Here is a 13,200-nt window from a genome sequence, read left to right as displayed (position 1 = left end):
CGCCTCATTTGAAGCGCCGGTTTTCTTATGCGTGTAAGTGTTTTGCTGATTGAATCAACGTCTCAACATCTTCTGTCCGTCCTTCATGAAGTGCCTCGACGATGAAACTCCCGACGACGACACCGTCACACGCTTGTCCCAACGTCTGCACTTGCTCCGGACGATGGACTCCGAATCCTGCTAAGACGGGAACACGTGACTGCTCAGTCAATCGAGTTAAGTAGGCGAGAAGCTCGTCCGGGAATACATCCGCTTTCCCGGTCGTTCCTTTGAGCGTGACCGCATACACGAATCCTTCTGCTTTTTCTAAGATGGACGTTGTCCGCGCCTCACTGCTCGTCAACGTGACGAGCGGAATGACGGCGACGTCATGCCGATTAATATCTGCGAATAACTGGAGACTCTCCTCAAACGGAAGGTCAGGAATAATGACCCCGCTCACCCCACATTCGTTCGCCCGATCAAAGAACGGTTGGACCCCGAACCGAAACACTGGATTCAAGTAGGTCATCAAGACGATTGGAACGTTAAATTGATCATTTCCTTCTATTAAATGGTTCAATACCATTTCAAGCGTCACACCTGCTTCAAGCGCGCGCATTCCTGCCGCCTCAATAATCGGTCCATCCGCTACCGGATCAGAGAAGGGGATCCCGAGTTCAATCGCCGTCGCACCCATCCGTTCTAGTTCCACGACGGTCGGGATGAGCCGGTCCATCCCGCCGTCACCGGCCATGATATACGGAACGAACGCCGCTCCTTCTCGCTGTCGAATCGCTGTCTCTAGTTTCATCGTGTCGCCACCTTCTCTCGGATTGTATGGACGTCTTTGTCTCCGCGCCCTGATAAACAAATCACCAGTGTATCGTCTTCTCCCATCGTCTTCGCGAGCGTCTCTGCATAAGCAAGGGCGTGTGAAGACTCCAATGCAGGAATGATTCCTTCTTGTCGGCTGAGTGCGAGACACGCATCGAGTGCCTCGTCATCCGTGACGGCCGCATAGCGCACCCGCTCAATATCTTTCAAGAAACTGTGCTCCGGTCCTACCCCTGGATAATCGAGTCCGGCTGAAATGGAGTGCGCTTCCTCGATTTGACCCGCTGCGTCTTGCAAAACATACATGAGCGACCCGTGTAAGACACCGACTTCCCCTTTTGTGAGGGTCGCTGCGTGTTTATCCGTATCAATGCCACTTCCAGCCGCCTCGACACCGTAGAGCGCGACCGACTCATCGTTCAAGAACGGATAGAACATGCCCATGGCGTTGCTCCCTCCGCCGACACAAGCGACGACGGCATCCGGAAGGCGTCCCGTCTGTTCGAGGATTTGACCACGTGTCTCTGTCCCGATCACGCTTTGGAAATCACGTACCATCTGCGGAAATGGATGCGGTCCGAGAACAGAACCCATCACATAGTGCGTATCGTCGACATGTTTGACCCAGTAACGGAGCGCTTCATTGACGGCATCCTTTAAGGTGCGACTTCCTGATTTGACAGGGACGACTTTCGCCCCAAGAAGTTCCATCCGAAACACGTTCAACGCTTGTCGCTCGACGTCGACCTCACCCATGAAGATGGTACATTCTAAATCGAGTAGTGCGCATACTGTTGCCGTCGCGACACCGTGTTGTCCCGCGCCTGTCTCCGCAACGACTTTCTGTTTCCCCATCCGTTTCGCCAGGAGCGCCTGCCCGATCGTATTGTTGATCTTATGGGCACCGGTATGGTTCAAGTCTTCACGTTTCAAATAGACATTCGTCCCGAGGCGACGACTTAGGTTCGACGCATAATAAAGTGGCGTCTCACGTCCCACGTATTCACGTAATAAGGAAGAGAATCGTTCTTGAAACTCAGGATCTTGCTTCGCCTCTTCATAAGCGACCTCTAATTCTTCGACCGCCTGCATGAGCGTCTCTGGAATGTACTTCCCACCATATTGTCCAAACTTCCCGTTCACTGGTTGTGCATACATCATAGTTCCTCCTTGGCGCGTTGAATGAACGCACGAATTTTTTCGATATCTTTCACACCGTCCGTCTCGACACCGCTCGAGACGTCGACGCCGTCTGGTTGGATGAGTTGAATCGCTTGTCTCACATTCTCCGGGGATAGCCCGCCCGCTAGCCAAAACGGACGCTGCGGCCGGTCGATTGCACCCCAGTCTAACACCTGTCCACTTCCCGGATTCGGATGATCCATCAATCGTACATCTGCCGTCTCCTCGGTCGACGCATCGATGATGGGCAATCCGAAGATACGGAGTTGTTCCATTGACTGCGTCCGATGGTGAATTTGTAAATCCGTCAGTCCTACATTCAACGTTTCCTCAATCTCTTCCATTGAAGGACTTAAAAACACACCAACGATTCGAACCGATTCCGGGATGTGTGCGGCCAGTGTCTTCGCAGTCGCCACGTCGATTTGACGGGAACTCGGGGCGAAGACAAACCCGATTGCATCCGCTCCCGCCTCGACCGCCGCCTCAACAGCTTCCTTTGTTTTTAGTCCACAGATTTTAACGAACATGTTTTCAACTCCTCGAGTAACCGGGTCGGGTTCTCTTCACGCATGAGTGCTTCCCCGACAAGAATGGCGCTTGCCCCAGCTTCTTGTAAACGCGCAGCCGCCTCGACCGAACTGACCCCGCTCTCGCTGACGAATGTGACCTCAGGATAGCGTTTCATCAAATCAATCGATGTTTCGAGGGATACCTCGAACGTTTTTAAGTCTCTGTTATTGATGCCGATTAACACGTCATCAAGTTCGAGGGCGATGCGCAACTCCGCCTCATCATGTACTTCCACTAAGACGTCGAGACCGATGGAGCGCGCATATCGCGTCAACTTCTGAAGACGTGTCGGATGGAGTGCCGCCACGATCAAAAGTGCCACACTCGCCCCGTAATGCTTCGCATAGTCGAGTTGTCGTTCATCGATGATGAAATCTTTACAGAGCACCGGGATGGTGACGACATCGGCAACTTGTCGCAAATCGTCAAACGAACCGTTGAAGTATGTCGTGTCTGTCAAAACGGAAATCATCGTCGCACCAGCCTTTTCATATTGACGTGCTCGTTTAGCGACGTCGACCGTTTCCCGAATCATTCCTTTCGAGGGGGACGACCGTTTGATCTCTGAAATGATATGGAATCCCTCGCTCATCACATGTAGTAGAGAGATCGGTTTCGTCACGGGGACATCTATGGGCTGCATGCCGCTAACCTCTTCCATTTTCGTTCCGATGATTTTTGTTAAATAACTCATGCTTCGACCTCCGTCCGTTGTAAGTTTTGTAATACCCGTAAGGCGTGTCCTTCATCGATACTACGTTTTGCCTCTTTTACTCCTGCACGAAGCGTCGCGGTTGTGCCATACGTGCAAAGGGCAAGTGCTGCGTTCAATAAGACGACGTCGCGTGCCGGCCCCGTCTCTCCGTTCAATACGGCGACGAGGGTTGCGGCGTTCTCTTCTGGTGTTCCTCCACGAAGCGCTTCGAGGGGCGCCCGCATCAAGCCGACATCTCGTGGGTCGACCGCATAACGCGCCGTCTGTTCCTCATCAAAGAAGTACACGTCGTTCACACCGGCGAGGCTCGCTTCATCGAGTCCACCTGCTCCATGGACGACCATACCTCGCTCCACGCCGAGATGACGCATCGCGGTCGCCATCTTCTCGAGTAACGATGGATGATAGACACCGACAAGTTGTCGTTTCGGGCGAAGCGGGTTCGTTAACGGTCCGATTTGGTTGAAGATGGTCGCCGTCGCGAGTCGTTTCCGGACCGGCATGACATGCTTCATGATCGGATGGACATGCTGGGCGAAGAGGAAACTCAAGTTCGTCCGTTTCAAGTCAGCATGTACTTCCGCTGCCGTCTTCACGATCGGAACGTTCAGTGCCTCTAAGACGTCCGCGCTCCCGGAACGACTCGAGACGCTTCGATTTCCGTGCTTGGCGACCGGAATCCCAAGACCCGCCAATACAAAGGCGACGGTCGAACTGATGTTGAACGTATGCGCCCCGTCGCCGCCGGTACCACAAACATCGAGTACGGGTAAATCGCTTTGAGGGAACTGTGCCACTTCACGGATGTATGCCGCGAGACCTGCCATCTCTTCTGCTGTCTCACCACGCTCTTTCATCGCCAGCAGTACTCGTTCGATTTGCGCTTCATCCGCTTGGAACATCTCGCTTGCCGCCACTTTCATATCTGCTGTTGATAATGCGTTTGTCTCCAATTGTTGAATCATCGTCTGTTCCCCCTCTAAAAATGTGTATAAAAAAACTCCATACGACAGTCGTCGTATGGAGGACGGTTCAATACCGCGGTGCCACCTCTCGTTGATTCCAAAGAATCCACTCTCCGATGCAATCACATCGTATCCCGATAACGGGGGAAACCGTCACGACCTACTCTCTTCAGCCATGCTCTCATGAGCCCATTCACGCGGACGCCTCGGTCAGGATCTCACCATCCCTGACTCTCTGGACGAAACGTCTTCTCGCTCTACTCTTCTCAATCCTCGATTTATATTATTGAAACGAAAAAGGGGTCACCCGTCTCCTCATAGCCTGCGCTATAAGAAGGACGAGTAACCCCGTGGTGCCACCTTCGTTGGTTCCAAAGAACCCACTTCACGGACAATCATCCGCTTCCCCGTGATAACGGTGGGTAACCCGCTAAAGCCTACTCAAAGTTCGGTTTAGAGCTCAGAAGTCCATTCGCGACGTCCCATATACTGATTCGCACCAACCATCAGCTCTCTGTCATACAGGATTCGTCGTTACTTCTCTTCGTCGACGCCTTTATTCGTTTCAGTTAAGTTAATTCGTACTATACAGGGCAGATGAATCCATGTCAAATAAAAAAATTATAAAAACTTTGCCTCTATATGTGCATCCAAAAATGAGAAACCTTCATCGATTTTTCGAATTGACATTGTTTTTTTTCGTCTGCTATAGTCGTCCACAACAACATTTCACTCAGCTAAAGGAGAATCGATTTTGGAAACAAATAAACTAAAGCGCGAGCTGTCCACCCGGCAACTTACGATGATTTCCCTCGGGAGCGCCATCGGAACCGGGCTGTTCCTCGGAAGCGGTCTCGCGATTCAAACCGCTGGCCCGAGCGTGCTCGTCAGCTATGCCATCGGGGCGTTCATCGTCCTCTTACTCATGGGAGCTCTCGCCGAAATGACGGTCGCCCATCCAACATCCGGATCATTCGGAACGATTGCCGAGCGATACGTTCATCCACTCGCCGGTTTTCTCGTCCGTTACTCTTACTGGGTCGCGAACGTACTGGCTGTAGGAGTTGAAGTCAGTGCCATCGCCATCTACATGCGCTACTGGTTCCCAGATGTGAACGGGTTCGTTTGGGTCGCCCTCTTCGGTGGACTACTCATTTACGTCAACGCCCGTCACGTTCACACGTTCGGAACGACCGAATACTGGTTATCCTTCATCAAAATAACTGCCATCATCTTATTCATCGTCCTCGGTGCCGCCACATTGTTCGGCGAACCAGAATCACCGATTGAGTCAATCACGACAGGAAACGAAGGCTTCTTCGCGTTCGGTTTTTACGGAATGTGGGTGACGATTTTCATCTCCCTCTTCAGTTTCCTTGGAACCGAACTTGTCGCTGTGACAGCGGGAGAAGCGAAAGACCCGGACCAGGCTGTACCACGCGCTTTACGCGCGACCGTGTTCCGCTTGACGTTCTTCTATGTCGTCACGCTCGCGATCATGCTCATGCTGATCCCATGGCAGCAAGCCGGGATCGACCAAAGTCCGTTCGTGCTCGTCATGGAACAGTTTGATGTCCCGTTCGCGGCAGGCATCCTCAACTTTGTGATTTTGATCGCCGCCTTGTCTGCGATGAACGCGCAGCTTTACGCGTCGACACGTATGATGTACTCGCTTGCGGAAGCCGGCGATGCACCGAAAACGTTCAAAAAAATCAGCAAAAACGGGATCCCGATGTTCGCGCTACTCGTTTCAACGGGCGGGATCGTCCTCGCCGCTTTGCTACAAGTATTCATGGAGTCATCGTATCCATTCTTGATGGGAATTTCGATGTTCGGAGCTATTTTCACTTGGTTCATGGTCTTCGTCTCCCACTTGTTCTTCCGTAAAAAATGGACCGGACGAAAACTCCCTGTCCGCATGATGGGGTATCCATTCCTCCCATTGCTCGGGGCGGTCTTACTGCTCAGCCTGATGATCACGACATGGTTCACGGATTTCAACATCTTGTTGAAGTTTGGCGTACCTTGGTTGATTGGGTTGACGATTATCTATTACGTGCGTGAACAAATGCGTAAAAACCAAAATCGTTCAAGCGACATCGAACAAGCCAACTAACGAGTATCCCTTCGCAATCGCGGAGGGATTTTTTACGCACAAAAACTCCTTTCGCAATCGAAAGGAGTTTTCTGGTTGATGCATCAGAAGAACTGACGCGGGTTGACCGTGCTACCTGCGCTCGTTGCCGAGTATGAGTAGCCGCCTTTATGAATCTCAAAGTGCAAGTGCGGACCTGAAGAGTTCCCTGTGTTTCCAAGTGTCCCGATGTTCGACCCTTGCGTCACACGCTGTCCAGAGCTGACAGATACCGAGTTCATGTGCGCATAGACCGTGGTCCAAACTTGACCGTTGATCACGTGTGCGATCATGACGTGGTTCCCGTATGCGCCACCCCAACCTGCACGAATGACCGTACCTGTCGCAGATGCGCGAATCGGTGTCCCTGTTGGACCAGCGATGTCTACACCGTTATGGAACGTGTAACCAAACGCACCGCTCGCCGGACCCCATCCTTGTGAGTAGCGTCCTGAAGCCGGTTGAATGAACATCGAACTAGATGGAGCTGGCGTCGATGTCGTCGGCGCCGGTTTTGGCTCTGGTTTCGGAGCTGGCGTTGGAGCCGGTGCCGGTTTTGGAGCTGGCGTTGATGCCGCCGTGTTGTTTGAAGACGACGAAGACGGGGTATTGGATTTATTGTCTTGCTTTTGTTGAGCAGCTTGACGAGCTGCTTCCGCTTCTCGTTCTGCCTCTGCCTGACGGGCAGCCTCAGCTTGACGTGCAGCTTCTGCTTGGCGGGCTTCTTCCGCCTTACGTGCCGCCTCTTGACGAGCTGCTTCTTCCGCACGACGACGGGCTTCCTCTTCTTCCCGACGCTGCGCTTCGATTTCAGCCGCGATTGCCTGTTCTTGAGCGACTAATGTTGCTTCAATCTCTTGAAGGTCAAAGATTTGCGATTCGAACTTGATGTTCTTCTCTTCAAGCTCTTTGATGCGTTTTTCACGTTGCTTCATTTTCTTCTCAAGCTCGGCTTGACGCACTTCGAGTGCTTTTTGTTGTTCAAGAAGTGAAGCACGCTCTGCTTTCAAGTCAGCCTGCGCTTCTTTCAACGAACGCTGTGTCGCTTCATAGTCATCAAACAACTCTTGGTCACTACGCTGAATCGTTCCAGCTGTGATCATACGTGTCACGAGATCAGAGAGATTTTTTGAACCGAAGATGAACTCAGCCCAGTTGATTGAACCGCCACCGTTCTTTTGCATCGTGGCCATACGCTCTTTCATCATCGCTTCTTGCGCCTTCATTTTTTCTTGGTAATCTTTAATGTCGGCTTCAAGATCCTCGATCTTCATCTCGGTGCGCTTGATTTCTTGGCGTTTCATGGCGACATCATTGATGATGTCTTGCAATTGTGCGTCCATTTTGTTGACCTCAGCCTGAACTTTTGAAATCTCTTCCTTGTTTCCTTCAATTTTTGAAGATGTTTCTGACTGGTCTTTTTTCACACTGTCGCGCTTTTCTTTTACTTTTTGTTGTTGTTCTTGCTTCTCTTTAATCGAAGTCGATGCATCCGCAACTGTATGTGTGCTGATGAGCATCACACCGAGCGTCAACGTCGAGACTGTGCGTTTCCAATTCATGAATGGGGTACATCCTTTCTTAAATGACAAACGTGAGTACCTAATACACTACATATTTAAAGCCGTTTCAGTATGTAACAAAAACGATCATTTGGTTGAGTTTCAACACGACTAATTATATCTAACTGATAGATATTTTCCTGTTAAAGTTATATTTCAATTTTATTACGCAAGAACAAAGGTTCGGACAATGAATGCATAGAACTTATTATTTACCAATACCTTTTCAGACTGTTCGTTTTGACATCTTTCTGTAATGTTTTATGTAAATAGAGAACGTTTTACCTTATTTTAAAATAATAAGCGAATAGGGCTATATATCCCTTTTCCAATTAATGGGATGACTCATCAAAAAAATCCATTCCGTCGCTGCATGTGAACATGAGCAAAGGCATGGATATCGAATAAATGGATTCTCAAGTTATAGTTTCATCGCACCGACGATGACAAAAATCCAGGCAGCGATGAATAACACGCCGCCAATCGGTGTCACGGCTCCGAGTTTTGTAATTCCCGTCAATGCCATGACGTACAAGCTTCCTGAGAAGAAGACGATCCCCGCAAACATGAGCCAACCGGCCACGTTGAACTGGCTGATGCTCACGCGCATGAGGAGCGCTGCAATCCCAATGATTCCAAGCGCGTGCACCATATGGTAGAGCACACCTGTCTGCCAGTTTGCCAACATGTTTGGCGCCAATCTCTCTTTTAGCGCATGGGCGCCGAATGCACCAAGTGCCACACCGAGTGCCATCAATCCGGCACCGATCATTAATAATATCTTCATTTCCGTTCCCCCTTATCTGACTTTTCTTGCTGGTAAATTCCACTTCCGATAGTAGGATATCACTCGAAGTGTCGCGACGACAATTAAAAGCGCGTACACAGCAAGACCGCCTTCGAGCTTGAAGTAATACGTGATGACCGCGATGAGAATCGCCCAAATCGCATACACTTCAGATTGTAAGACGAGCGGTTTTCGTCCGGCTAGTAAGTCGCGGACCACACCTCCGCCAACGCCGGTCAAGACAGCTGCCGCAATCGCTGCTGATAATGGCAAATCTAGCTTGATGGCGACTTGTGCCCCTTGAAAGGCAAACGCGACGAGACCAATGGCGTCGACAATGACACCCCAGCGTTCCCAATGTGGCAATACGACACTCGGTAGCAGGAAGATGAGGAGTGCGACAAGAAAACATAAAATAAATAAATCATTCTGTTGCCAAATTAAGCTGACGGGGTTTCCTAACAGGACGTTTCGGATCGCGCCACCTCCGAAGGCAGTGATAAACGCCAATAGCCACACCCCAAAAATATCGTATTTTTCATCCATCGCAATGATGGCTCCGCTCGCCGCGAACGCAATCGTTCCGACGACGTTGAGCAATTCCCACTCCATGAACATCCCTGGCCCTTTCTTCAACGCATTGTATGGTAAAGTATAGTTACAAAAATTCAGGTCAGTCGTGCGACTGTCGTAAAGGATGTCGGTATTACAATGAAACGTATCGCTTTGTTCCGCATATGGATTATCGTCACCATGTTCGCCCGATTCATCATTCGGCTGTACGCCTTTTCACGCAAACAACAACAAGGCGTCGCCACAACAGAAGAATATGAAGCACTCATGCTCAAGCTCGCGCGTGAGTATAAGCGTAACGCGCTACGACTCGAGGGCTTGTTAATCAAACTCGGACAATTCTTATCAATTCGTGCAGACTTATTGCCACCCGCCGTCTTGAACGAGCTGTCAGAGCTCGTCGACCGTGTCCCGACGTCTGGTTGGGAGAAGTCGCGCGCGATTCTAGAGGCAGAATGGGGCGTCCCATATACCCAAATCGTCAAGGACGTCGGCATCGACGCCGTCGCCTCGGCTTCCATCGGGGAAGTATATGGTGCCACGCTGCTCGAAAACGGCAAACGGGTCGCCATCAAAATCCAGCGTCCGAATATCGAAAAAATCATCCGAACCGACTTCCGTGCGATGCGGATTGTCACGTCGATGTTAAAGCGGACATCCCTCGCTAAATCAACCGACTTAGATAGCTTATATCGCCAAATGATTTTTGTCATCGGGGATGAACTAAATTTCCAAACTGAATTAAAAAACGCCCTGTATTTTAAAGCCAAATACGCCGACAACCGAGACATTTATATCCCGGACTATCACGAACATCTCTGTACGAACCGCGTCTTGACGATGGACTGGGTCGACGCACGCCGAATCACCGACCTCGCCTTTTTAAAAGAAAATGGAATCGACCGTTCCGCCCTAGCTGAACGACTCTTCACACTCGCTGCCGAACAGCTATTGTTTGGTGGGCAGTTCCATGCCGATCCACACCCCGGAAACGTCCAAATTCGAGCCGATGGCACCATCATCTTACTCGATTTCGGTATGGTCGGACAAACAACGGCGCAAGACATGGCCACGATTCGGAATATCTTACAGGCATTCATCTCGCTCGACTATGATAGCATCGTCGATGGATTAGAAGACTTGCGATTCCTCTTACCGACGGCGAACAAACAAAATATTCGCCAAGCGCTAGAGAAGGCGGTCACCTTCTACTTAGAAACAGACATCGACACCGTCGATACGAAGTTGATTGAGAAGGTGTTACAGGACATTCAATTGCTCGTCAAAAACGAACCGATTCAGCTCCCGGCAGAATTTGCCTTCTTCGGTCGTGCCGCTTCGACCTTACTCGGGATCCTGCAAATCCTCGACCCAAAAATCGACCTGTTCACACTCGGGAAACCGATTGTCATCGAATGGCTCGAGGAGGACGGGACAACGCTTCAAAATCGTTACGTGAAGACCGGAATCAACTATGCGAAGAAACTGTTAAACGTTCCTCCGCTTCTCGATAATTACTTAAAAGAACCGACACGAAAACGCCTGTCGGAGCAAGCCATGTTCCAACGAACCCTAGAATCCAAGGAACTCTTGCACCGCCAGACGTTCAATGCCATCGTCATCTTGCTCGGCCTGCTCGTCGGGCTACTCGGTTATATCCGACCGGATGAATGGCTCTTTTGGTCAGGTGGCGTCGTCTCCGTTTTAGCTTATTTCAATTGGAGACGCCTCGGACGAAAGATTCGTCATTTGGCACGCCAAGACTTTCGAGTATAAGCGAACCGTCACTTTCAGAAGTGGCGGTTTTTTGTCGAATCCATTGTGCGATATAAGCACCGACGTCACGCATCATGCGAGGTGTCGTCCAACCCATGGTCGATACTTGAATGACGTTCGCCCGTTTCAAATAGTTACTCTCATACTGAACGAGATAGCCTTGATACGACAGTTGGCGCCCGAGCTCGACCGAGGATAGCTCGCACGGAACTGGAATCGTGATGATGCCAGGTGATTGGGCGGGACACACATCGACCGATAAACCGTTCTCTTGTAAGGCATTAAGCAACGTATTCATCTTCACAGAATGCGAAACGACTTCTTCTTCTGTCAACTCATCCAGCGCGATCGCCATCGCTGAGAGAAGCGGTTCCGATTGTGTGAAGGCAATCGGTTGATAGAGGGATAGATCCAAATAGCGCGCTGTATGTGGTGTCGCAATCGCCGGATGCTTCATTGCGACGAACGCGAGACCCGGGGCGTTCCGTAACGCCTTTCCTGAAGAGAAGGTCACGTAGTCCGCAAATGAATAGTCATAAACGAGCGTTCCGGCGGCACTGATCGCATCAATGGCGACAACGCCTTGCCATGTATGGAGCGGGTCGAGATTGATGAAAATCCCTAACGATGTCTCGCAATGAACCGTCCATACCCAGTCTGGTGCAATGCGCTCGAGTTGAGAAATATCCCACTGCCCCTCTTGGTCCACTGCGACCACGTCAAAAGACAGACCGACACGCCGGGCATGGTCAATCAAACGTTCTCCAAATTCACCCGCATTGAATATGAGCCCGTGTCCGTCCAATCGAGCCGCGACCGCATCATTGGCGACCGTCCCACTTCCAAGAAGCGTATAGACATGCGGGAGTCCGATTCGTTCCGCCAGTTTTCGTTGTACCGCTTCAAGCACTCGTCCCGTCTCATTTGAACGATGTGGGCGCGGCTGCATGGAGAGTCGTTCTCTCACGCGGTCCGAACATTCAACGGGTCCTGCTAGTAAACTTTTCGGGCGTAGAATCGACGCTGATTTGGATTCATAAAAAGCCGAACGCGTTAACACCATCGGCACATATCGTGCTTCCTCAGGACCGATTGGATCCGCAAATGGGACAAACCCAAATCGACGATAGAGCACTTGTTCACGTGTCGTTCCACTGATGACGATGCCATCAACATCACGCTCTGTCGCATCGTCGATGACCGCGCGCATCAATCCAGCGAACGTCCGATTGCGCCGATAGGGTTTAGTCACAGCGAGCAGACGAATCTCGATCCAATCCCCTTCAGGAATGCACACACCCTTTTGTTCCAATGAAAATGGCCGTTTGCCACGTAACGCACACATGGCAATCACTTCACCGTCCGCTTCCCCGATCCAATATGTATTCTCTTCGTGAAACTTGTCGACGAGTCGTCGCTCCGGATTCGGTGGATGTTGCGGAATCTCTTCGACGAATGTTTCGTAGTTCAACCGATGTATCGCTTCAAAATCTGATATTTCGGCTTTTCGGTACATAATCATGCCTTTTCCTCCTTCACATGATGATAGATGATAAGAATCGTAATCAGCGTGGCCCAGATGACATTTTCGACATCCCAAAGTGCAGCGAGCGGAAGTAAAATGAGCATGACCAGTCCCGTCTCGCGAGAGTTCCCTGTTAATTTGATTAAGAGTAACAAGATAACAAGACCCCCAATAAACCACCACGGGTCATATGCCCATATGATTCCAGAAAAAACGGCATATCCCTTCCCACCCGCATGGATTCGCCAAAATGGATAAATATGCCCGAGCGTGAGTGCGAACGCCGTCTCCCAAAAATACGGTCCGCTCATCTGTAGGACGAGAATCGTCTTGAGCACGTCGAATCCATAGACGATGAGAAACGCCTTCACTCCACCGATGCGATGTGCATTGCGTGCACCGGTATTCTTCGAACCAGTTGTCGCTAAATCATGTCCACTTAGCACCCCATACAGTCTGCCCCCGAGCAGACTTCCGACTAAATAGCCTATGATGATGATCCACATAGTATCCCCTCATTTTTTGGAAATTTGTGTGCGTTTCAGAAAAACGGGTATCCTCTAATTAACTGTGCACTTTTTGGAAAGGGGAA

12 protein-coding genes and 2 other annotated features are annotated in these 13,200 nt (G+C 50.6%); of the genes, 2 read left to right on the top strand and 10 right to left on the bottom strand.

Going from position 1 to position 13,200, the window contains the following annotated elements; genetic code table 11:
* Positions 1-25 precede the first annotated feature (25 nt).
* The 5 genes from trpA to trpD are packed head-to-tail and all read right to left on the bottom strand — an operon-like array spanning position 26 to position 4,251.
* Positions 26-793, bottom strand: a complete 768-nt coding sequence (gene trpA, locus KNO69_RS00730) for a tryptophan synthase subunit alpha (protein WP_078147754.1) — start codon at positions 791-793, stop codon at positions 26-28.
* The gene (gene trpB, locus KNO69_RS00725) at positions 790-1,977 is read right to left on the bottom strand and encodes a tryptophan synthase subunit beta (RefSeq protein ID WP_214730200.1); all 1,188 of its coding nucleotides are present in this window, start codon (positions 1,975-1,977) and stop codon (positions 790-792) included. The genes trpA and trpB overlap by 4 nt, the downstream gene beginning before the upstream one ends.
* Positions 1,974-2,528 carry a phosphoribosylanthranilate isomerase gene (locus KNO69_RS00720; RefSeq protein ID WP_078147756.1) on the bottom strand — a complete coding sequence of 185 codons (555 nt, stop codon included), beginning with the start codon at positions 2,526-2,528 and terminating at the stop codon, positions 1,974-1,976. The genes trpB and KNO69_RS00720 overlap by 4 nt, the downstream gene beginning before the upstream one ends.
* Positions 2,504-3,265 carry an indole-3-glycerol phosphate synthase TrpC gene (gene trpC, locus KNO69_RS00715; protein ID WP_214815343.1) on the bottom strand — a complete coding sequence of 254 codons (762 nt, stop codon included), beginning with the start codon at positions 3,263-3,265 and terminating at the stop codon, positions 2,504-2,506. Before trpC ends, KNO69_RS00720 begins: the two co-directional genes overlap by 25 nt.
* Positions 3,262-4,251 carry an anthranilate phosphoribosyltransferase gene (gene trpD / locus KNO69_RS00710; RefSeq protein WP_214730198.1) on the bottom strand — a complete coding sequence of 330 codons (990 nt, stop codon included), beginning with the start codon at positions 4,249-4,251 and terminating at the stop codon, positions 3,262-3,264. The genes trpC and trpD overlap by 4 nt, the downstream gene beginning before the upstream one ends.
* 55 nt (positions 4,252-4,306) lie before the next feature.
* Positions 4,307-4,534 (bottom strand) — a binding site (T-box leader).
* Positions 4,535-4,582: 48 nt separating this feature from the next.
* Positions 4,583-4,811 (bottom strand) — a binding site (T-box leader).
* Positions 4,812-5,005: 194 nt separating this feature from the next.
* Between trpD and KNO69_RS00705 the strand changes: the two genes are divergently transcribed.
* Entirely contained in the window at positions 5,006-6,367 is a 1,362-nt protein-coding gene (locus KNO69_RS00705; RefSeq protein ID WP_214815341.1) for an amino acid permease, read from the top strand.
* A gap of 83 nt (positions 6,368-6,450) precedes the next feature.
* Here the strand turns inward: KNO69_RS00705 and KNO69_RS00700 are convergent, their stop codons facing one another.
* From KNO69_RS00700 to KNO69_RS00690, 3 genes are all read right to left on the bottom strand, one after another.
* Positions 6,451-7,947: a murein hydrolase activator EnvC family protein gene (locus KNO69_RS00700; RefSeq protein ID WP_214815340.1), complete on the bottom strand. Its 1,497-nt coding sequence runs from the start codon at positions 7,945-7,947 to the stop codon at positions 6,451-6,453.
* 421 nt (positions 7,948-8,368) lie between these two features.
* Positions 8,369-8,734 (bottom strand): DUF423 domain-containing protein, encoded by a 366-nt coding sequence (locus KNO69_RS00695; protein WP_074035530.1) that lies wholly within the window; start codon positions 8,732-8,734, stop codon positions 8,369-8,371.
* Positions 8,735-8,746: 12 nt separating this feature from the next.
* Positions 8,747-9,352, bottom strand: a complete 606-nt coding sequence (locus tag KNO69_RS00690) for a trimeric intracellular cation channel family protein (RefSeq protein ID WP_012727503.1) — start codon at positions 9,350-9,352, stop codon at positions 8,747-8,749.
* Between the two features lie 93 nt (positions 9,353-9,445).
* Between KNO69_RS00690 and KNO69_RS00685 the strand changes: the two genes are divergently transcribed.
* The gene (locus tag KNO69_RS00685; protein WP_214815338.1) at positions 9,446-11,083 is read left to right on the top strand and encodes an ABC1 kinase family protein; all 1,638 of its coding nucleotides are present in this window, start codon (positions 9,446-9,448) and stop codon (positions 11,081-11,083) included.
* Here the strand turns inward: KNO69_RS00685 and KNO69_RS00680 are convergent.
* A complete protein-coding gene (locus tag KNO69_RS00680; protein WP_214815336.1) occupies positions 11,022-12,605 on the bottom strand; it encodes a GNAT family N-acetyltransferase in 1,584 nt (527 codons plus the stop codon). The genes KNO69_RS00685 and KNO69_RS00680 overlap by 62 nt on opposite strands.
* The gene (locus KNO69_RS00675; protein ID WP_214815334.1) at positions 12,602-13,114 is read right to left on the bottom strand and encodes a glycerol-3-phosphate acyltransferase; all 513 of its coding nucleotides are present in this window, start codon (positions 13,112-13,114) and stop codon (positions 12,602-12,604) included. The genes KNO69_RS00680 and KNO69_RS00675 overlap by 4 nt, the downstream gene beginning before the upstream one ends.
* Positions 13,115-13,200 lie beyond the last annotated feature (86 nt).

The sequence above is a fragment of the Exiguobacterium sp. s131 genome, from assembly GCF_018617345.1.
GTDB lineage: Bacteria > Bacillota > Bacilli > Exiguobacteriales > Exiguobacteriaceae > Exiguobacterium > Exiguobacterium profundum.
The sequence above is the reverse complement of the archived record's forward strand: the minus strand, read 5'-3'. Positions and strand labels throughout refer to the sequence as shown.

Excerpts from the sequence above, each read along its gene's own strand:
- trpB (WP_214730200.1), bottom strand. The coding sequence starts at position 1,977 with ATGATGTATGCACAACCAGTGAACGGGAAGTTTGGACAATATGGTGGG.
- trpA (WP_078147754.1), bottom strand. The coding sequence starts at position 793 with ATGAAACTAGAGACAGCGATTCGACAGCGAGAAGGAGCGGCGTTCGTT.
- KNO69_RS00700 (WP_214815340.1), bottom strand. The coding sequence starts at position 7,947 with ATGAATTGGAAACGCACAGTCTCGACGTTGACGCTCGGTGTGATGCTC.
- KNO69_RS00695 (WP_074035530.1), bottom strand. The coding sequence starts at position 8,734 with ATGAAGATATTATTAATGATCGGTGCCGGATTGATGGCACTCGGTGTG.
- KNO69_RS00720 (WP_078147756.1), bottom strand. The coding sequence starts at position 2,528 with ATGTTCGTTAAAATCTGTGGACTAAAAACAAAGGAAGCTGTTGAGGCG.
- KNO69_RS00680 (WP_214815336.1), bottom strand. The coding sequence starts at position 12,605 with ATGATTATGTACCGAAAAGCCGAAATATCAGATTTTGAAGCGATACAT.
- KNO69_RS00690 (WP_012727503.1), bottom strand. The coding sequence starts at position 9,352 with ATGTTCATGGAGTGGGAATTGCTCAACGTCGTCGGAACGATTGCGTTC.
- KNO69_RS00685 (WP_214815338.1), top strand. The coding sequence starts at position 9,446 with ATGAAACGTATCGCTTTGTTCCGCATATGGATTATCGTCACCATGTTC.
- trpD (WP_214730198.1), bottom strand. The coding sequence starts at position 4,251 with ATGATTCAACAATTGGAGACAAACGCATTATCAACAGCAGATATGAAA.
- KNO69_RS00675 (WP_214815334.1), bottom strand. The coding sequence starts at position 13,114 with ATGTGGATCATCATCATAGGCTATTTAGTCGGAAGTCTGCTCGGGGGC.
- trpC (WP_214815343.1), bottom strand. The coding sequence starts at position 3,265 with ATGAGTTATTTAACAAAAATCATCGGAACGAAAATGGAAGAGGTTAGC.